The organism is Motiliproteus sp. MSK22-1, from assembly GCF_001968815.1.
Classification (GTDB): domain Bacteria; phylum Pseudomonadota; class Gammaproteobacteria; order Pseudomonadales; family Balneatricaceae; genus Motiliproteus.
The window spans coordinates 88160-106775 of sequence record NZ_MIEQ01000010.1 but is presented as its reverse complement, the minus strand read 5'-3'; the positions used below and the strand labels follow the sequence as shown (position 1 = coordinate 106775).

General features: G+C 47.4%; 19 protein-coding genes. 12 read left to right on the top strand and 7 right to left on the bottom strand.

What is annotated here, in order from left to right; all coding sequences use genetic code 11:
- Window positions 1-84 precede the first annotated feature (84 nt).
- From BGP75_RS00525 to BGP75_RS00510, 4 genes are all read right to left on the bottom strand, one after another.
- A complete protein-coding gene (locus BGP75_RS00525) occupies window positions 85-720 on the bottom strand; it encodes a response regulator transcription factor (RefSeq protein ID WP_076713959.1) in 636 nt (211 codons plus the stop codon).
- A gap of 94 nt (window positions 721-814) precedes the next feature.
- Window positions 815-1198, bottom strand: coding sequence for a carboxymuconolactone decarboxylase family protein (locus BGP75_RS00520; protein WP_198939244.1), 384 nt, complete (start codon window positions 1196-1198; stop codon window positions 815-817).
- A gap of 69 nt (window positions 1199-1267) precedes the next feature.
- Window positions 1268-1924 (bottom strand): CoA transferase subunit B, encoded by a 657-nt coding sequence (locus tag BGP75_RS00515; RefSeq protein ID WP_076713957.1) that lies wholly within the window; start codon window positions 1922-1924, stop codon window positions 1268-1270.
- 119 nt (window positions 1925-2043) lie between these two features.
- Window positions 2044-2745: a CoA transferase subunit A gene (locus BGP75_RS00510; protein WP_076713955.1), complete on the bottom strand. Its 702-nt coding sequence runs from the start codon at window positions 2743-2745 to the stop codon at window positions 2044-2046.
- Window positions 2746-2922: 177 nt separating this feature from the next.
- Between BGP75_RS00510 and BGP75_RS00505 the strand changes: the two genes are divergently transcribed.
- Entirely contained in the window at window positions 2923-3813 is an 891-nt protein-coding gene (locus tag BGP75_RS00505) for a LysR family transcriptional regulator (RefSeq protein WP_076713953.1), read from the top strand.
- A 44-nt stretch (window positions 3814-3857) separates the two neighbouring features.
- Here the strand turns inward: BGP75_RS00505 and BGP75_RS00500 are convergent, their stop codons facing one another.
- Window positions 3858-4736 carry a universal stress protein gene (locus BGP75_RS00500; RefSeq protein ID WP_076713951.1) on the bottom strand — a complete coding sequence of 293 codons (879 nt, stop codon included), beginning with the start codon at window positions 4734-4736 and terminating at the stop codon, window positions 3858-3860.
- 343 nt (window positions 4737-5079) lie between these two features.
- Here BGP75_RS00500 and arfA point away from each other — a divergent pair, with 343 nt between their 5' ends.
- From arfA to BGP75_RS00485, 3 genes are all read left to right on the top strand, one after another.
- Entirely contained in the window at window positions 5080-5301 is a 222-nt protein-coding gene (gene arfA / locus BGP75_RS00495; RefSeq protein ID WP_076713949.1) for a ribosome alternative rescue factor ArfA, read from the top strand.
- A 384-nt stretch (window positions 5302-5685) separates the two neighbouring features.
- Window positions 5686-7005, top strand: coding sequence for an MFS transporter (locus tag BGP75_RS00490; RefSeq protein WP_076713947.1), 1320 nt, complete (start codon window positions 5686-5688; stop codon window positions 7003-7005).
- A 147-nt stretch (window positions 7006-7152) separates the two neighbouring features.
- Complete coding sequence (locus BGP75_RS00485; protein WP_076713945.1) at window positions 7153-8331, top strand: aminotransferase class III-fold pyridoxal phosphate-dependent enzyme; 1179 nt, start codon at window positions 7153-7155, stop codon at window positions 8329-8331.
- 109 nt (window positions 8332-8440) lie between these two features.
- Here BGP75_RS00485 and uraH read toward each other — a convergent pair whose 3' ends face one another.
- A complete protein-coding gene (gene uraH / locus BGP75_RS00480) occupies window positions 8441-8794 on the bottom strand; it encodes a hydroxyisourate hydrolase (protein WP_076714005.1) in 354 nt (117 codons plus the stop codon).
- A 514-nt stretch (window positions 8795-9308) separates the two neighbouring features.
- Between uraH and puuE the strand changes: the two genes are divergently transcribed.
- The 7 genes from puuE (at window position 9309) to BGP75_RS00445 (ending at window position 17144) form a co-directional block, all read left to right on the top strand.
- Entirely contained in the window at window positions 9309-10256 is a 948-nt protein-coding gene (gene puuE / locus BGP75_RS00475) for an allantoinase PuuE (RefSeq protein ID WP_369832083.1), read from the top strand.
- Window positions 10256-10774, top strand: coding sequence for a 2-oxo-4-hydroxy-4-carboxy-5-ureidoimidazoline decarboxylase (gene uraD, locus BGP75_RS00470; RefSeq protein WP_076713941.1), 519 nt, complete (start codon window positions 10256-10258; stop codon window positions 10772-10774). The genes puuE and uraD overlap by 1 nt, the downstream gene beginning before the upstream one ends.
- A 64-nt stretch (window positions 10775-10838) precedes the next feature.
- Window positions 10839-11873, top strand: coding sequence for an allantoicase (gene alc, locus BGP75_RS00465; protein ID WP_076713939.1), 1035 nt, complete (start codon window positions 10839-10841; stop codon window positions 11871-11873).
- A gap of 13 nt (window positions 11874-11886) precedes the next feature.
- A complete protein-coding gene (locus tag BGP75_RS00460) occupies window positions 11887-12384 on the top strand; it encodes an ureidoglycolate lyase (protein WP_076713937.1) in 498 nt (165 codons plus the stop codon).
- A 153-nt stretch (window positions 12385-12537) separates the two neighbouring features.
- The gene (locus BGP75_RS00455; RefSeq protein WP_076713935.1) at window positions 12538-13734 is read left to right on the top strand and encodes a urate hydroxylase PuuD; all 1197 of its coding nucleotides are present in this window, start codon (window positions 12538-12540) and stop codon (window positions 13732-13734) included.
- Between the two features lie 427 nt (window positions 13735-14161).
- The gene (locus BGP75_RS00450; protein ID WP_083704544.1) at window positions 14162-15616 is read left to right on the top strand and encodes a nucleobase:cation symporter-2 family protein; all 1455 of its coding nucleotides are present in this window, start codon (window positions 14162-14164) and stop codon (window positions 15614-15616) included.
- Window positions 15617-15797: 181 nt separating this feature from the next.
- Complete coding sequence (locus BGP75_RS00445; protein ID WP_076713933.1) at window positions 15798-17144, top strand: 8-oxoguanine deaminase; 1347 nt, start codon at window positions 15798-15800, stop codon at window positions 17142-17144.
- Between the two features lie 95 nt (window positions 17145-17239).
- Here the strand turns inward: BGP75_RS00445 and BGP75_RS26680 are convergent, their stop codons facing one another.
- Window positions 17240-17641 carry a hypothetical protein gene (locus tag BGP75_RS26680; protein ID WP_143820938.1) on the bottom strand — a complete coding sequence of 134 codons (402 nt, stop codon included), beginning with the start codon at window positions 17639-17641 and terminating at the stop codon, window positions 17240-17242.
- A 230-nt stretch (window positions 17642-17871) separates the two neighbouring features.
- Here BGP75_RS26680 and BGP75_RS00435 point away from each other — a divergent pair, with 230 nt between their 5' ends.
- Window positions 17872-18501, top strand: coding sequence for a TetR/AcrR family transcriptional regulator (locus BGP75_RS00435; protein WP_076713928.1), 630 nt, complete (start codon window positions 17872-17874; stop codon window positions 18499-18501).
- The last annotated feature ends 115 nt before the right edge of the window (window positions 18502-18616 follow it).

Sequence of the window (18616 nt, the reverse complement as noted above, 5' to 3'; positions counted from 1 at the left end):
CAACACCAGCGATTCAAGATTTCTCAGAACGTTCATTGCTATTGATAACTAAAAGCCTACTCTTGATGATCGCTTAGAGCCCAATCACTTTAGATTTGGCCATTGCATCGCCATGGTTGCTAACTGGGTACGGTTATCGATTTCCAGCTTTCGATAGGTATTGGTAAGGTGTGATTTAATAGTGCATTCGGATAGATTTAGCTGATCGGCAATCTGCTTATTCTTCCATCCATCCCTTACTCTACTGATAACTCTCAGTTCGCTGCTGGACAGGTAGTGAAAGGCGACCTTTTCATTGATAAGCTCTGCCTCTTGATGATTCTGAGTCTGTTCTGGATACCAACAACCTCCGGATAGAGTCAGCTGCAAAGCCTCCACAAACTGCGTACTCGGTAAACCCTTGGGAAGTAGTGTTTTGACCGCAGCAGACCGAGCCCAGCGAACCATACTGCAATCAGCATTCACTGTCGTCATAGCAATGACAGCATCGTACCCTCGAGCTAATCTTTTAATATCTTCCGGCGCCTTTATGCCCGCTAGCCCTCTATCAACGACTAGCAGATCAATCTTCTCGCCGTTGCCTAGCCATGACTCCACTTCGAGTAAGGATTCCGCTTCGATTAATCGATATCTTGATATAAATTGACGAATGGCAATCGCAACAGCCTGACGATATAACGGAGACAGGTCGGCCACAACAATAGTTACAGGGCTATTCATGACAAATTCTCAAGGCAGGGAAATGCAGGGACACTGTTGCCTGATCAGTTCCTGATAAAAGACCGATCAATGCGTGCTGGATCGGTCTGGCGTCTCAGGCTTCCCAGGCATCGATAATTTCTTTGGCCGCTCTTAGCGCTTCCTGCGCAGCAGGCGCTCCGCAATACACAGCGCTATGGAGAATAACACCGATGATCTGATCTTTACTGCACCCGTTTCGAAGGGCTCCACGAACGTGCCCCTTCAGCTCTGTGGGAGCTTTTAAAGCCGCAAGCATGGCAATGGTGACTAAACTACGAGTGTCCAGCGGCAAATCGTTACGCTGCCAGGTTGAGCCCCACGCATGCTCATTGATGAAATCCTGCATCGGTTGAGTCAGTTCATCAGCCTGGCTCAGCGCCCGGTCAACAAATTCATCTCCCATAACCTTTCGGCGCATCATCAATCCATCTTCGTAAGTATCACTCACTATCAACATTGCCTCTTATTTAAACAGAGTAAGAGCCGGTCTTTATCGGATCCTAATAAGCTTAAATTAAACAATGACCTAGAAGGTCATTTCAGGAACCGAGTCAGGCACAACCAATTCACCTTCTGTCTTCTCGACTATTTCCTCGACTGACACCCCGGGAGCCCTCTCTTTCAATATAAAAGCTCCATTCTCAATTTCCAGATACGCCAAGTCGGTCAGAACCTTTTTGATACAACCTGCACCAGTTAACGGCAGACTGCACGTTGATAAAAGTTTGGACTCTCCATGCTTGGATGCATGAGTCATAGTGACGATAATATTGTCAGCACCAGCCACCAGGTCCATTGCGCCGCCCATCCCTTTGATCAGCTTTCCTGGTATCATCCAGGAGGCAATATTTCCTTGGGTATCTACTTCGAAAGCCCCCAAGACAGTAAGATCCACATGGCCACCACGAATCATGGCAAAGGATTCTGCTGAAGAAAAAATAGACGCGCCGGTTGCGGCGGTTACCGTTTGTTTGCCGGCATTAATCATATCCGCATCAATTTCATCTTCCGTTGGAAAAGGCCCCATGCCGAGCAGTCCGTTTTCGGATTGCAGCATAACTTCCATTCCTTCTGGAACATAGTTGGCAACCAACGTTGGGATACCAATACCAAGATTGACGTAGTAACCATCTTGCAGTTCGCGGGCGACACGCATTGCCATCTGTTCACGAGTAAGTGCCATGATGTTTCCTCTTATTCCGATCGGTGACCATCAAGAAACCAGGTTCCTTAGAAAGCCCCGGCAGACCACCCAACTATTCAGGACATCTGCGATATTTATGTGTTAAACCCTGTCAGTTATCAAGCCTGGCGAACGGTGCGCTGCTCAATACGCTTTTCAAACGTCCCTTTAATCAGTCGATTAACGTATATGCCTGGAGTATGAATCTGTGTTGGCTCCAGCTCTCCGGGCTCGACAATCTCTTCGACTTCAACAATAGTGATCTTGCCTGCCGTTGCAGCAAGTGGATTAAAATTCTGAGCGGTATCACGGTAAATAACGTTACCGTAACGATCGGCCTTCCAGCCCTTAACAATGGCAAAATCACCTGTAATAGATTCTTCCAGGATATAGTTACGGCCATTAAATTCGCGGACCTCTTTTCCCTCAGCAACCGGCGTTCCGAACCCTGTTGCTGTATAGAAAGCAGGTATCCCAGCACCGCCAGCACGCATTTTTTCTGCAAGAGTTCCCTGAGGAGTAAGCTCTACTTCCAATTCACCGGCAAGTAACTGTTGTTCAAACAGGGCATTTTCGCCCACATAGGAAGAGACCATCTTGCGAATCTGCCGATCTTCCAAAAGAATGCCAAGTCCAAACCCATCAACACCACAGTTGTTGGAAACGATAGTCAGCCCTTTCGTTCCCATGACTTTGATCTGCTGTATCAGATTCTCTGGAATTCCACACAAGCCGAAACCACCAGCGATTACAGTCATGTTATCTTCAAGACCGGCAAGTGCTTCTTCATAGCTATTGACGACTTTGTCGAAACCGGACATAGGCATACTCCTGTGAGTCGTAGTTGTCTTTATCTTGTTATTACGAAGGAACCTGTCGGCCCTCCAATTAATTTTAGTAGAGTCTGCTACAATGGCTTATATTTATCCAATGCAATTATTTGATAGTTTGATTTAATATCTAAATAAATATAATCAAAATAGCAGTCGCTGAATCCAATGAACGTTACTCATAAACAGCTACGCGCTTTTGTCGCCGTTGCAAAAACCCGAAGTTTTGCTGAAGCTTGCGGACTCGTGCACCTTTCCCAACCCGCCCTCAGTATCGCGATTAAAAACCTGGAAGAAGCAGCGGGGGGGCGGTTGCTGGCCCGCACCACTCGCACTCTGGCACTGACACCCGAGGGAGAATCCTTCTACCCCGTAGCACAACGATTATTGGCTGACTGGGATGATGCGATGGAGGATCTGCATAATCATTTTGCCTTACGACGCGGAAAAATCACTGTCGCGGCTATGCCTTCTTTCGCCTGTAACTTGCTCCCTAAGGCTATACAGCGGTTTCGCGAAACAAATCCTGCGGTCAATATCGCGGTTAACGATGTAATAGCCGAAGAAGTTGTAGAACTTGTGCGAAACGGTCGTATGGAGCTTGGCGTAACATTTGATCCGGGCGGTTCCGAGGACCTTGTCTTTGAACCGCTGTTTGAGGATCAGTTCGTCGCAGTACTACCTATCGGCCACCCATTGTTACAGCAATCGGTAATCCACTGGTCCGATTTGGCAAAAAACGATTTCGTCGTACTTCAGCGGCCATCAAGCATACGGGTACTCATTGAACAACAAATGCAAAATGCAGGACTGCACCTGTCAACGATTCTTGAGGCTCACCAGCTAGCGACCGTAGGCCGTATGGTAGCAACAGGACTCGGCGTCAGCGTTGTCCCAGCTCTGTGTATCAGTCAAATGGAAGAACTGGGCGCCCATTGCCGGCCCTTGGAAGAGCCGGGCATTAATCGCAGAGTTGGTGTACTAAGCAGACGCCGATACCCGCTATCGGTGGGGGCAAAATCCATGCAGGATATATTGATTCAAACCTTTCGGGCATGAAATGTATTGTAGCTGTTGCCAATCAACATCACCGAAAGATGAACCTAGCCCTCACCAATAACCAAAAGATCTTTCTGGGCAACATGAATAACTCTTTCGGAAGTATTACCGAAGAACTTCCCGGCCAGCCCTTTTCGTCCCATAGTGCCAATGACAATGCAGTTTACCTGTAGTTCATTTGCCAGACTGGCAATCATTTTCCAAGGACTACCACTCCTGATATGGATATGGGTGTTATCCAGATCATAGCAATCAAACAGCGATTTAAACTTTTGTCGTACAGATTCTTCAACTTTCCGGTTGTGGTCTGTTACATCAACCAGATTCAAGCTCTTAAGCATTTCGGGAATTTTGATGATATAGCAACAATGCAAATCACTGTTTGTTTCCACAGCCAAGCGAAATGCGGATTCAATCAAACGCTGATTAAGATCCTGTTTTTCATCACTTTTAGCCATCAGATCAAGAGCAACTAAAACCGCTTTACCATCGGAGTAATGTTGATCTGAAACCAAATACACAGGTATCTTCGAATCCCTCAGCAATAACCAATCGGTCGGAGTATAAAAAGCAGCTTCACTACGGTGCCCTTTTTTAACAACAAGATCGTACGTATGTTCACTACAATGCTTCAATGTCCAGTCTGCAGCATATTTTTGCCAGACCAGCTCGTAGGTGACCGACAAGGATCCACATTGAGCCTTCAGATACTCTCGCCACCAAACTTCTTCTCCATTTAGAATATCCACCTTGGCATTAACAGAGGCCTCACTATTCTCAGCTTCATCAAGCCAACCTAACTCCTCATAACAGATAACCGCAACATGAATACTCGCCGAATTAAGCTTCGCAAGTGACAGAGCCTTGACCAAAGCTACCTGAGCTTCTTGGGCTCGTTCTGCAATAACCAAAATCTTTTTCATCCGAACGCCCTCCTTTCTTAGATAAAAAAGCCTGCTCTTTTAACTATAGTCCCTTGTTGATAAACACTCGTTTTGGAGTTACGTGTTTAACCTCAGGGAACCTTTGAATAGTCCATTATGTTCTCAGCGAGCCCTCGGTTCCAAGGGGCTTGTTCGCAGGCTACTTAGGTAACCAAAAACCGTCTGAGAAGTGAGCCAATACCATGATTCGTTCTGATAAATCATATGGCACTAAATAGCATGCATAAATCGCTGAAATCTATTGCTCCAGCCAACAAAATTCTGAATAATCCGATTTTTACATTGAGCGATAAACATCGACTCAAATTACAGTGAGAAACGCATGAGTAAACTCAAAAAAGACCACCAGTCTTCCGGTAAGAAGCTGGTTTTAGCTCCTGTCGAAACAGGCAGGGGAACTATTCAAGACAATTTTCTGGCAGCACTGGTCACGTCCAGGGTCTACAGGTCCCAGATTGTCAAAGCGAAGAAAGGTAAAGGTGCGTACCAGCGCAAGGATAAACATAAGAGTAAAGGACGAGAGTCCTGTTTAATAGCAGCTTAGGAGTTCCTATTAAACAGGGTTTTCGTCTTTCCTCCTCCCCCTCCTTTTTCTAGCTTGTGCACTTTTTAGTTACAGACACAAATGAGACTAGTGACCAATCCCAGAGAGCCTTCAAACCGGTTGCTTGCAGCTCTTCCTATCTGCCAAACCGAGGTCGTCCCGGAACGGATTGGAACCTACAGGGCTTACTCCCGGACTCCCTAACCAAATAACGACACAGGCTAGCCCTAAAGCGACCTTGTTCAACTCTCCTTAAATCGTAGATTGCTCTCGCTATTACCTCGCTACTAAACTCACCCTTTTCAGAGTGAACATTCTGTCGGGCATACAACAGTTTTATCAATGCAGTATTTGCCAGCAGAATAATAAAACAGGGTATTAATAATGCTTGGTGTCATCTCCAACTGCTGGGCACTTTTCCTCGGGCTCGGGCTGATCATGCTGGGCAATGGTCTGCAGGGGTCACTACTGGGTGTTCGGGCTTCAATCGAAGGTTTCAATACAACAGTCACCGGCATAATTATGGCCGGTTACTTTCTGGGTCTGATTATCGGATGTATGCTGGTTCCCAAGCTTGTGGGCAGAGTCGGTCACATCCGAATATTTGGAGCCTTGGCCTCCCTTGCCTCGACCTCTATCCTGGTACAGGCTGTCTTTGTCGAACCCTGGGTTTGGTGGGCTATGCGGATTGTGACGGGTTTTGCTTATGCCGGTCTCTACATCGTAGCCGAAAGCTGGCTCAATGAGTCATCTGAAAACAGCACTCGAGGACAGTTACTGAGTTTTTATATGCTGGTTTCTCTTGGTGGCATGGCCGGAGGCCAGCTACTGCTTAATCTGGCACCACCCAATGGCTATGATCTGTTCGTGCTGGTAAGCCTGTTAGTCAGCTTTGCAGTTATTCCTATTCTTGTTTCAGCAGCGAGAGCTCCCAGTTACGACACCCCCGAAAACATCGGAATCAAGCAACTTTACAAAGTTTCCCCCCTCGGTGTCACTGGGATGTTTATTACTGGTATGTCCATGGGATCAATATTTGGAATGGGAGCTGTTTATGCCACAAATACCGGCATGTCGGTAAAAGAGACCTCTTTTTTTATGGGTACGATCATAGTCGGCGGGTTTCTATTCCAGTATCCATTAGGTTGGCTGTCCGACAGGGTCGGCCGACGCATGGTGATTGTACTTAGTAGCACAGTGGGTGCCGCTATAGCATTCTTCGCCATGACCTATACGGGTCAAGGATTAATCGTATTTGCAGTTGTTGCAGCCATCGGTGGGATGTCTATGCCGATGTATTCACTTTGCGGCGCTCATACCAATGATTACCTGTCGCCAACACAGATGGTTGCTGCCAGTGGAACACTGGTTCTGGTCAATGCAACAGGAGCAGCGTTAGGCGCTCCCATTACTGCATTTTCCATGGAAGTTATTGGTCCTCACGGATTCTATGCCAGTATTGGAGCAATGCTCAGCATGGTAGCAATCTACGCACTATGGCGCTCCACCCAACGTGCAGCCATCGACGCAGAGGATCAAGGGGAATTTGTTGTAATGACGGCCTCAGCAATGAGCGTATCACTGACTCAGGACGTAGAGTTAGATGATATTGAGGCTGCCGCAGAGTTTAACGCGGAAGAGGTACAGAGCAGCTTCGAGGATCTGGTGGAAGAGCTGAAAAACCCGGAAAGCCAAAACCCTTGATGTCTGCGCAAGATAAGAATATAAACGTTTATCAGTACCCGCCAAATCTTCAAAATAGCAAGTTAGGCTCTGTCAGTTACAACTGATTCAGTAAAAATTACGCTGAAGAACGCTAGAACCAACTTTTATGAGTTCAGTCCCAAAATTATGAAAAGCATATATAACTGTACTGGCCATGAACTGAAAATTGACCATGTTGTGGACAGCCAAGGAGTATATCTAACAGACCAGAATGGCAAGCAATACATGGATCTCGAATCAGGGGTATGGTGTGCAGCACTAGGCCATAAAAATAACAGGATCAACAATGTAATTAAGAATCAAATTGATTCTATTATGCACACAGGGTTTTGCTACTCGACTGAGGTGGTCGAAAGAGCCGCAAAATCAGTCTTGTCTATTACAAATTTCGAGAATGGTCAGTGTGTGTTTCTTTGCTCAGGAAGTGAAGCTATTGAAGTTTTGAGGCAGATTTCAAGGCAAATTAAAGGAGAAAGTAAAACCCTGGTACTCCACGACGCTTACTTGGGTTCTTATAGCTCAACAATCGATCGAAACGATGGTTGGCATGTCTTTAATTGGGAAGAGTGCAAAACCTGCCCTGTTAATGATAAATGCTCCTCCAGTTGCCCTACACTGCAGAACATTCCCAAAGATATAACTGAGTATATTTTTGAGCCAGGTAGCGGCTCTGGATTTGTCAGATTCCCTCCAAAAGCCTTGATACGAAATATTGTAAATATGGTGCGTAACAACAATGGCGTAATCGTTGCCAACGAGGTAACGACGGGAGTCGGCAGGACAGGCACATGGTTCGGCTATCAACATTATGACATCAAGCCAGACATGATCGCGATCGGAAAGGGCATCGGGAACGGCTACCCCGTCAGTGTTGCAGCGATCAATCAGGCAACCATTAAAGAGCTGGAAAACAAGCCTTTCAAATATATGCAATCCCATCAAAATGATCCCTTAGGCGCCGCTGTCACTCATGAAGTCATTCAAATCATTGAAGAGAATGAGCTGCTTGAAAATTCAGCGAGAAAAGGAAATATATTTTTGTCTCAACTTAACGACCTTATTGATAACGAGTTCATCATGGAAGTCAGGGGAAGAGGCTTAATGTTTGCGGTGGAGTTGGCTGACGAGGAAATTGGAAACGAGCTTTACAATGAACTCATTAATGCAGGCTACATTGTCTGCAATCGAGGATCGTTATTCCGCATAGATCCTCCTCTGACCATTACAGAGGAGGAATTCAGCAATTTCATCAGTACATTCAAGTCCTTGATTGCAGCCAAAAAATGGCCTAGTGCAAGAAAGTAAAGCCTGTAGCCCCACCTGATATACGTCCAGCAGACTTCTGGACCGACGTAAGCCAAATTCGATATTTGTGAAGCTCAATATCAGCGTGGAGGATAGACAACTGGGGCCCTTAGCTACCTCGATAGGTTGAATAGCTATAAGGGGATACCAGCAGCGGAACATGGTAATGCTGATCGGCATTATCAACACCGAAACGTATCACGACCTGACCCAGAAAAGCCTGTTCAGGCAAGGTTACGCCCATCTCGCGATAATAATCAGCGATATAGAACACCAGCTCATAGACGCCTGCAGCAAAGCTTTCACCTTCCAGCAACGGGTGATCACAACGCCCGTCATCATTGGTATAAACAGTGGTAAGCAGCTGATGTTCGCCCGCTATCCGAAATAGTTCAACTTTGATTCCATGCCCGGGTTTGCCGTGTGCAGAATCAAGTACATGTGTAGAAAGGTAGCCTGTCATGGTCATCAGACACTTAGATGCATTCTCGCGTCTAAGGTCTCACCTCCTTTAAGTTATTTATAGATTATTTTTAACAGTGTAGCGGTTCAGGCCTTCACAGGTCCCAGTCGCTGTGCATATCACTGGCCAATATCAGGTATCTGGCCCAAGCAAATATCTAAGAATTCCATAGGAACGGTACCCAATATAACGCTCCCGCGGACAAATTAGCAACAATATTTTTATTTATTGTGTACATTTTTATGTTTTTTCTTTGAGTGACTAGTGATTAATGATCGATATAACAGCTTATTTTCTCCTTATTCAGGCCCAGCGTTATCATATCCAACTCTTTCAGATAGCTATCTTTTATAAAAAATAAACACGAAAAGCTTTACAAAAACACATCATAATTGTATACAATAAAGCTATCGCAGCTTTGGCAATCTACACTCACATTGATTTTTGCATAAAGCGATAGCGTTATTCCGCAAGCGGTGACCCACTACCCGGTTGCAGTCAAAGCATACTAATGATGAGGAGCCGATCCGTGAGTCAGGACTATCCACGAGATTTAATTGGCTATGGGGCGAACCCACCGCACCCCCACTGGCCAGGAGATGCTCGCATAGCGATCTCCTTTGTACTGAATTACGAAGAAGGTGGCGAGCGTTGCATACTCCATGGTGATAAGGAGTCGGAAGCTTTCCTGTCAGAAATACCGGGGGCGCAACCGTTTCCCAATGCTCGCCATATGAGCATGGAGTCTATTTACGAGTACGGTAGCCGTTCAGGAGTCTGGCGCCTGCTAAAACTATTCAGCAAGTATGATATCCCACTGACCATCTTTGCCGTTGCGATGGCGGTTGAGCGACATCCGGAAGTGGCTCAGGCTATGATGAACGCAGGCCACGAAATCTGCAGCCACGGCTATCGCTGGATTGACTACCAGTATATGGACGAAGCTGAAGAACGAGACCATCTCGTGCGTGCGATAGAAATTATCCGCAAAATAACCGGCGCCCGTCCGCAAGGATGGTATACCGGCCGCAACAGTCCAAACACTCGCAAGCTGGTGATGCAGGAAGGCGGATTCCTGTACGACTCCGATGCCTATGATGATGACCTTCCCTATTGGATCAATGAAGGCCAGAAACCACACCTGGTGATTCCTTACACTCTCGACACCAATGACATGCGCTTTGCTACCACTCAGGGTTTTAACAGTGGAGAGCAGTTTTATCAGTACCTGAAGGATAGTTTTGACACACTCTATGAGGAAGGGGCTGAAGCGCCAAAAATGCTGTCTATCGGACTCCATTGTCGTCTTGCCGGCCGGCCAGGCCGTATCGCCTCTCTGGAACGCTTTATTCGCTATGCGCGCAGTCACGACAAAGTATGGTTCAGCCGACGAATCGATATCGCACAGCACTGGTACCAGAACCATCCTTACACCGCTGACAGCCAAAAGGAGAACGGATAATGGGTCTTCGCTTCAAGCACCACTTCCCCAGCTCAATGAGCCGAGAAGATTTTGTTGCTGCTTTCGGTGACATCTATGAGCACTCCGCCTGGGTCGCTGAATCAGCCTATGACAAAGGCCTGGACAGCAGCCATGAACAGATCGAAAACTTACACCAGTTGATGGCTGATATTCTGCTGGGTGCCGACCACCAGGCTCAGCTCGATCTGATTAACGCTCACCCTGATCTTGCCGGAAAAGCCGCCATTCGGGGTGAACTAACGCAAGCCTCCACCAGCGAACAAGCCGGAGCAGGTATTAGTGAATGTAATGAAGAAGAGTTCCAGCGCTTCACTCAGCTTAATGATACCTATAAAGCCAAATTCGGTTTCCCGTTCATCATGGCGGTAAAGGGAAGCAACCGATACCAGATCCTGGATTCCTTCGAGCAACGCATCCATAACAGTAACGAGGAAGAGTTTGAACGAGCCCTGCAGGAAATCAACAAGATCGCCCTGTTCCGCCTAACAGATATGTAGACCGCTCTTCAACTTATGCCGACAACTCAAATATATAACGATAATTAACAGACAGATCAATAAAATGACACATACAGCAAAAGACTCACAAAGCGCTAGTTTCGAAAAGTACGTCAACCTGGCGGATGCTCGCCTTGGCACCCAATCAATCTACGTTACAGATGACTGGTTTGCTGAGGTTAACCGTATGTTTCAGCCAGGCGAAGCCGTCTGGAAAGAAGGCGTGTTTGACGACAACGGAAAATGGATGGATGGCTGGGAGTCACGTCGTAAACGTAGCGAGGGCTATGATTACAGCATCATTCGCCTCGGCGTCGCCGGTACCATTAAGGGCCTGGATATCGACACGTCCTTCTTTACTGGAAACTATCCTCCTTCAGCCTCACTGGAGGCCTGCTACTGCCGCGACGGAGATCCCACTGATAGTTCTGAATGGCATGAAATACTGCCCGCCGTTAGTTTATCCGGGGATAGCCATCACCTGCACACTATAGATGACCAACGCCCGTGGACCCATCTTCGCTTTAATATCTTTCCAGACGGCGGAGTTGCACGCCTGCGGGTATACGGTATCCCCTACCGCGATTGGTCCACTCAGGACAGCAGTGAACAAATCGATCTGGCTGCGGCACTCAATGGTGGCCGTGCGCTGGCCTGCAGCGATGAACATTTCGGCCGCATGAGCAACATTCTTAACCCCGACCGCGGAGAAAATATGGGCGATGGTTGGGAAACTGCTCGCCGTCGGACACCAGGAAATGACTGGGTGATTGTCGCATTGGGGCATCCTGGAGAAATCAACAAAGTGGTCGTCGATACACTGCATTTCAAAGGCAACTACCCGGATACCTGCTCTATTCAAGCTGCCTATGTTAAGGGTGGTACCGATGAGCAGATCGAAACACAAAGCCTTTTCTGGAGCGAGTTACTGCCCCCCCAAAAGCTGGAGATGCATCAGGAACACGATTTTGCAGAGCAACTGAATAAACTGGGACCCATCACTCACGTCCGTCTGAATATTTTCCCGGATGGTGGTGTCAGTCGACTACGTTTGTTCGGCACAGTAAGTCCTGCGGACTCCGACAAATCAAGCCGCTAATCGGATACCCTCTATGATTTTGTTAAAGCCAGAGCCATTAACCGCCGAAGCTTTTGCCCCCTACGGCGATGTTATTGAAACCGAGGGGCGTGATTTTTTCATGATCAACAATGGCTCAACCCGTCGCTACCATCGTCTCGCAGACGTTGAAACGGCAGAAGACGGCAGCGCCATCATCAGCATTTTCAGAGCCCGGTCTCTGGAGATGCCGTTACCAATAAAGATGATGGAACGCCACCCACTGGGTAGTCAAGCGTTTATCCCCCTCAAAGGACAACCTTTCCTTGTCCTTGTTGCTGCCCAGGGAGAGGAACTGCGTGGGGAACAGCTGCGTGCATTTATCACCAATGGCCAACAGGGTGTCAATTACCATAGCGGTGTCTGGCATCATCCAGTGCTGACCTGTGCCGCCGAAGATGACTTTTTGATTGTTGACCGCGCAGGTGATGGTAACAACTGTGATGAGTTTTATTTTTCTGAGGATCAACAGATAGTCCTTGATCCATCCTAGGGGTCAGTGTCAGAAATCAGGGTGGCATACCGTTGCCCTGTTTCCAGACGCAGGCTGAAACAATAACAATTAACAGGGTACGGATTTACGAACGTCAGTCGCAGTAGAAGCGTCAACTTTTTCGTACATTTCCCCCCCAATTAGGAGTAGACAATGGATCCGCACGTTACCGAGTGGCTAAACCTGGCCATCCGATGGGTACACATGATTGTTGGCATCGCCTGGATTGGTGCATCATTCTATTTCGTCTGGTTAGAAAACAACTTGGATCGCCGCAAGCCCCGCGAAGGGCTTTCTGGTGATCTTTGGGCTATTCATGGTGGTGGAATATACCATCTTGAAAAATATAAACTGGCTCCCCCCCAGATGCCTGAAACTCTACACTGGTTCAAATGGGAAGCCTACACAACCTGGCTGAGCGGTATCGCCCTGCTGATGGTGGTTTATTACCTTAATGCCGAACTCTACCTGGTCGCACCCGGCTCAGGGATGGGGGCAACCACTGCTGTCGCCATTGGTGTAGCCTCTCTTATCTGCGGCTGGCTTATCTATCATGCACTGTGCGAATCTCCCCTCGGCCAAAAGCCCGGTTTGCTCGGCGGCATCCTCTTTGTCCTGATAATTGCTGCGGCCTATGGACTTGCTCAGGTATTCAGTGGTCGTGGTGCGTTTATTCATATTGGTGCCATCATCGGTACCATAATGGTCGGTAACGTGTTCTTCGTTATCATGCCTGGCCAACGCTCTCTGGTAGGTGCTCTCAAAGCCGGTACGGAACCAGACCCAACACAACCAGCTAAAGCACTTCTGCGCTCGCGTCATAATAATTACTTCACGTTGCCAGTTCTATTCATCATGATCAGCAATCATTTCCCGAGTACTTACGGCAGTGAATATAATTGGGCAATTCTCGCGGCATTGGCTGTCTTAAGTGTTATGGTCCGTCACTTCTTTAATACTCGCCATCAAAGCCAAAAATACGCATGGACACTGCCAGCAGCGGCAGTAGGTATGATGGCACTGGCGTTTGTTACTTCTTCTGCACAGATATCCAGCACCCCTGGAGGTGATCATGCGCATGATGAACCAATTGCTTTTGATAATGTATACAGCATAATCAATGAACGCTGCACTGTTTGTCACTCAGATAATCCGACAAACCCGGCATTCAAAAGTGCACCCGGTGGTATAGCCATGGATAGCCCTAAGCAAATACAGCAACTTGCCTCCCGTATTCACGCTCAATCAGTGGCAACTCAGGCAATGCCGCTCGGCAACATTACAAAGATGACACAGCAGGAACGTGATCTGGTCGGTCTTTGGATAGCCCAGGGCGCCAGCGTAAACTAACCCACTTCAAATAACAGATATAATTTTTATATCAAAGAGTTACTCCCGACTAATAATTAGAATGGATTAGTCGGGAGACCTTCCCTTAATTCACAATACTCCTCCGGCTCTCTCGCCAGCAGCAGATATGGAGGGCACTGGGCGCACTAAAACACCCACGAGAATTATCCTTCCCGGCAAATACCTGTTGTGGCTGAATTCACTATCTCATAGCAATTCAGATTCAAGCGCCCAACAGAAAGCTGACTGAAAAGTCAATATTTATTGTATACATTTTGTATTTTTTATGTAGACACGATTGATTAATATCAACTATACTCGATTACGATTCTGAACAACATTTGATCAATGCATCGCGGCAATCTTGCCCCGAATTAGCACTCTTCCGACAAACCGCTCTTATAAAAACAACAGGGTAGGTCCTCAAATGACGAACTCAGCACAACCTCAACCTCAATCCCCTTCAGGTTCGTCTTACGACGATCTTGTCTATGGGCTCGAAGATACTCCCGGTATTGCACCTTCAGTGTTTGCCGCACTTCAACATGTCCTCGCCAGTTTTATTGGCATAATTACTCCAACACTGATTGTGGGAGGCGTCCTGGGACTGGGCAGTGAAATTCCCTACCTGGTCAGCATGGCACTGATTGTTTCCGGCGTAGGTACTTTCATACAGGCACGCCGATTTGGTCCTGTAGGCTCAGGCTTACTTTGTGTACAGGGAACCAGCTTTGCTTTTCTAAGTGCAATACTGAGCGCTGGGTTTATCGTCAAGGCTCAGGGCGGCGGACCGGAGGAAATACTGGCGACAATCAACGGAGTCTGTTTTGTGGCCGCTTTTGTCGAAATATTTCTCAGCCGTTTTATCGACAAGCTAAAGCGCATTGTCACCCCGGTGGTGACTGGCACGATCATTACTATTATTGGGTTATCGTTGATAAAAGTAGCGATGACCGACATTGCCGGCGGCTTTGGCGCTGCTGATCTGGGGTCTCTGGAAAACCTTGGACTGGCCGCACTGGTACTAATTACCATCGTCGTACTCAACCGCTTTCAGTGGCAGATTCTACGGCTTAGCGCGGTCATTATTGGTTTGGGTGTCGGCTTTGCAGCAGCCTGGTATATGGGCAAGGTAGACTTCAGCAGTCTTTCAACTCTTTCCAGCATCACCATCCCCAGTCCTTTTAAGTATGGCTTTAATTTTGATTTTGCAGCTTTCTTACCCATTGCAGTCATTTTCTTAATCACCCCCCTGGAAACAACCGGGGACCTGACGGCAAACTCGATGATTTCAAAACAGCCGGTAAGCGGGCCGCTGTATATCAAACGTATCAAGGCCGGCGTACTGGCTGATGGTATTAACTCTGCTATTGCTTCAATGTTCAACAGTCTGCCAATGACCACATTCAGCCAGAATAACGGCGTTATTCAGCTCACAGGGGTCGCTAGCCGCCACGTTGCCTTGTTTATTTCAGGAATATTGGTCATTCTGGGACTATTCCCTGTGGTCGGTGGTATATTGCAGCAGATGCCCAAGCCGGTTCTTGGAGGTGCCACCTTGATTATGTTCGGTACTGTGGCAGTAGCGGGAATCAAAATATTGGCCGAATCCGGTTTGAATCGTCGCAATATGCTTATCGCCGCGATCTCAATCGGTATGGGGTTAGGTGTTGCAGGTGTACCTGAAGTACTCTCAGCGTTACCTGATACGGTAAAGAACATTATTGGATCACCAGTCAGTATCGGTGCTTTCACGGCCATCACGCTTAACTTATTCCTACCCTTGGAACATAGTGAACGCAAAGCAGTTTATCACTCCGACAGTCTGGCAGCGGAGGCAGTCAGCGGAGACCATCTGGAGACGGTGAAAAGCAGCAACTGACTCTGCTTGTAGTCACTTCAATGGTAAATGCAGCAGTCAGGTCTATCACTGAAACAGACCTGACTGACCGCTATCGTACCTTTCCGGGTTGTGCGATAGCGGCTCCTACATCCGGGTTTAGGTGAGCTTCCATTCTCGGTTGCTCAGTATAATGAACCCAGGATATAGGAGCCCAATGCTCATGAATAATCCTTCTCGTATCTGGATAAAAAACCCTCTCGACTGTCTTGATCCCAACCATGCAGGTGGAATCGTCATAGAATCGGGAAAAATAACTGAGCTGCTGAAACTCGGGCAATCACCGAGCGCTCCGGTAACTGAAGTGTTCGAGGCTAATGAACACGTACTGTTACCTGGGCTGATCAATGCTCACCACCATTTTTATCAAACCTTAACACGAGCATTCCCGGCAGCGTTAAACCAGGAGCTTTTTCCCTGGCTCAAAACCCTTTATCCGGTCTGGGCAAGACTATCACCGGAGATGATTGCTGTTTCAACTCAGATAGCCCTGGCAGAATTGCTATTATCAGGTTGTACCACTGCCAGCGATCATCACTACCTTTTCCCTCGTGGCCTCGAAGAAGCCATAGATATTCAGATCGAACAAGCTCAAGCGTTGGGAATACGCGTCCACCTGACTCGCGGCTCCATGAGCCTGGGAGAAGATCAAGGAGGGCTTCCCCCCAGAACGACCATTCAATCGGAACAACAAATACTGACGGACAGTGAACGGCTGATTCGCGAATACCATGATCCAAAACCCGGAGCAATGGTCCGTATTGCCCTCGCCCCATGCTCTCCATTCTCCGTCAGTGAAGCGCTGATGAACGCTACCGCCAAGCTAGCGGCTGAAAAAAATGTGCGCTTGCATACACACCTGGCAGAGACCGACGATGAAACCGATTTCTGTATTAACATGTTCGGTGTCAGACCGGTTGATTACCTGGAACGAGTTGGTTGGCTTAACGACCGAGTCTGGCTGGCTCACGGAATTCATTTCAATAAGGAAGAAATCAGTCGACTGGGTGCTGCGGGGGTCGGAATCTGTCACTGCCCCTCTTCTAACATGCTGTTGGCTTCAGGACAGTGTCCAACATTAGATCTTGAAGCGGCAGGCAGCCCTGTCGGACTTGGCGTTGATGGCTCAGCTTCAAACGATGGCTCTAATATGATTCAGGAAGTTCGTCAGGCGCTGCTATTGCAACGCTTGAGATACGGATCGAGCCGAATTACCCATCAGCAGGCATTTAACTGGGCAACACGGGGATCTGCAAACTGTCTGGGAAGGGACGATATCGGTGAAATAGCAGTCGGGAAAGAGGCTGATATAGCGCTGTTCAAGCTTGATGAAATACGCTTTGCAGGGGCAGGCAGCCCTCTCGCAGCCTTACTGCTTTGTGGCGCCAGTCAGGCAGATAGAGTCATGGTTGCAGGCCAATGGAGAGTTCTAAACGGAACCATCGTCGATCTGGATCTGGACTCATTGATTCATCAGCAGAAGAAGCTGGCGATACAGTTAGCTGGATAAATCGCAAGATAACGGCAGCTCACTGAGCTGCCCTTCATTAACGGTCCCTCTGCCTGTTCAGCATCTTTGCTTAGGAACCTGTTTATTGCAAACAATTACGACATTAATGAGCAGCTACCAGTGGCAGTGACACTAACAGAAGGGGGGGTCGTTTTTTTGATTTTAAACTTAAGCGATTCCCGCTCGATAGTAATAAACGATGTATCAATTCCTTTAACGATGCCATTTTTTACAGACCGAGTCAGTACATAGCTGTCATTAGTGATATTGACTGCATGTCCACCTGAGCCATTAATAAAGCCCGTTCCGCCTTCCATATCAAACCTTATATCGTAATAACACAGGGATTCTGGACATGAGCGTGATTCTGACTGCGACATAAAAGAAGCATCATAACTTGACTCCGTATAGACACACCTTAATTTAACTGTCTCTGCTGCGACCCATGGAGAAAGGCATAATGCCAGGAACGTTACTACAAGACTGTTCTTATTCATCACTAAAAACTCTCATCTTGAGACCTGATCAATGTCTTCATTGATGCCGGCTTTTGACAGACTTAACTGGCCACTCCCTTCGGCGAGGCCAGCCATTATCATAATCCTTTGAGATGTCAGCATAAATTCGATCTTCATCCAATACCAGCGATTTTTTAACGGCTTGAGTGGTTACTGAACCGAGTGCTAACATGAGCTGCCTCTTAAGCTTACAGGGAGCCCTAACGCTAATGGCAAGAATTCGAGAACGAAATAAAAACCGGATTATTGAAGCAGCAAGCGAAGTCTTTGCTGACAAAGGATTTGCCGCGACTAAAACAATCGATATTGCAACAAAAGCGGGTCTGCCAAAAGCTAACGTCTATTATTATTTTAAATCAAAAGAAAATCTTTACCGAAGTGTATTGGAAACCATTGTTGAACCTCTGCTAGAAGCCGCAGCACCTTTTCATTTACATGAAAACCCTGTAGAGGCATTGAAAGAGTACGTCCGAGCCAAGATTCGCATCTCTCAGCAACATTCCTACGCATCAAAAGTTTTTGCCAGCGAAATAATGCACGGTGCCCCTCACCTGCCGGATGACATCGGCGAGCAACTATTGGCACAGGCCAGGGGCAGTGTCGCACGCATACAGTCCTGGATTGATCAGGGACTGATGGCACCTGTAGATCCAGAACACCTGTTGTTCACCATCTGGGCATCGACTCAGACCTACGCCGATTTTGATTGGCAAATATCGATGGTAACGGGAAAAGATAAGCTATCAGACAGCGATTACGAAGCGGCAGCTGATCTGATTGTGCAAATGGTATTAAAGGGGTGTGAAGTAAAATCGCCTGAACAGTGTCAAGAGCTATGAAGTGCTTATCTCAGTTAACCAGTAACCCCATGCGTTATATCGGTCCAGTTGCTGCGGCGTTTGGTCAAGACCCTACAGCAAAAACAAAAATCTCTGTGAAAGTAATGCTCACATG

What these genes read in the sequence shown, in the direction of transcription:
- BGP75_RS00525 (WP_076713959.1), bottom strand. Translation starts at nt 720, where the DNA reads ATGAATAGCCCTGTAACTATTGTTGTGGCCGACCTGTCTCCGTTATAT.
- BGP75_RS00520 (WP_198939244.1), bottom strand. Translation starts at nt 1,198, where the DNA reads ATGTTGATAGTGAGTGATACTTACGAAGATGGATTGATGATGCGCCGA.
- BGP75_RS00515 (WP_076713957.1), bottom strand. Translation starts at nt 1,924, where the DNA reads ATGGCACTTACTCGTGAACAGATGGCAATGCGTGTCGCCCGCGAACTG.
- BGP75_RS00510 (WP_076713955.1), bottom strand. Translation starts at nt 2,745, where the DNA reads ATGTCCGGTTTCGACAAAGTCGTCAATAGCTATGAAGAAGCACTTGCC.
- BGP75_RS00505 (WP_076713953.1), top strand. Translation starts at nt 2,923, where the DNA reads ATGAACGTTACTCATAAACAGCTACGCGCTTTTGTCGCCGTTGCAAAA.
- BGP75_RS00500 (WP_076713951.1), bottom strand. Translation starts at nt 4,736, where the DNA reads ATGAAAAAGATTTTGGTTATTGCAGAACGAGCCCAAGAAGCTCAGGTA.
- arfA (WP_076713949.1), top strand. Translation starts at nt 5,080, where the DNA reads ATGAGTAAACTCAAAAAAGACCACCAGTCTTCCGGTAAGAAGCTGGTT.
- BGP75_RS00490 (WP_076713947.1), top strand. Translation starts at nt 5,686, where the DNA reads ATGCTTGGTGTCATCTCCAACTGCTGGGCACTTTTCCTCGGGCTCGGG.
- BGP75_RS00485 (WP_076713945.1), top strand. Translation starts at nt 7,153, where the DNA reads ATGAAAAGCATATATAACTGTACTGGCCATGAACTGAAAATTGACCAT.
- uraH (WP_076714005.1), bottom strand. Translation starts at nt 8,794, where the DNA reads ATGACAGGCTACCTTTCTACACATGTACTTGATTCTGCACACGGCAAA.
- puuE (WP_369832083.1), top strand. Translation starts at nt 9,309, where the DNA reads ATGAGGAGCCGATCCGTGAGTCAGGACTATCCACGAGATTTAATTGGC.
- uraD (WP_076713941.1), top strand. Translation starts at nt 10,256, where the DNA reads ATGGGTCTTCGCTTCAAGCACCACTTCCCCAGCTCAATGAGCCGAGAA.
- alc (WP_076713939.1), top strand. Translation starts at nt 10,839, where the DNA reads ATGACACATACAGCAAAAGACTCACAAAGCGCTAGTTTCGAAAAGTAC.
- BGP75_RS00460 (WP_076713937.1), top strand. Translation starts at nt 11,887, where the DNA reads ATGATTTTGTTAAAGCCAGAGCCATTAACCGCCGAAGCTTTTGCCCCC.
- BGP75_RS00455 (WP_076713935.1), top strand. Translation starts at nt 12,538, where the DNA reads ATGGATCCGCACGTTACCGAGTGGCTAAACCTGGCCATCCGATGGGTA.
- BGP75_RS00450 (WP_083704544.1), top strand. Translation starts at nt 14,162, where the DNA reads ATGACGAACTCAGCACAACCTCAACCTCAATCCCCTTCAGGTTCGTCT.
- BGP75_RS00445 (WP_076713933.1), top strand. Translation starts at nt 15,798, where the DNA reads ATGAATAATCCTTCTCGTATCTGGATAAAAAACCCTCTCGACTGTCTT.
- BGP75_RS26680 (WP_143820938.1), bottom strand. Translation starts at nt 17,641, where the DNA reads ATGAATAAGAACAGTCTTGTAGTAACGTTCCTGGCATTATGCCTTTCT.
- BGP75_RS00435 (WP_076713928.1), top strand. Translation starts at nt 17,872, where the DNA reads ATGGCAAGAATTCGAGAACGAAATAAAAACCGGATTATTGAAGCAGCA.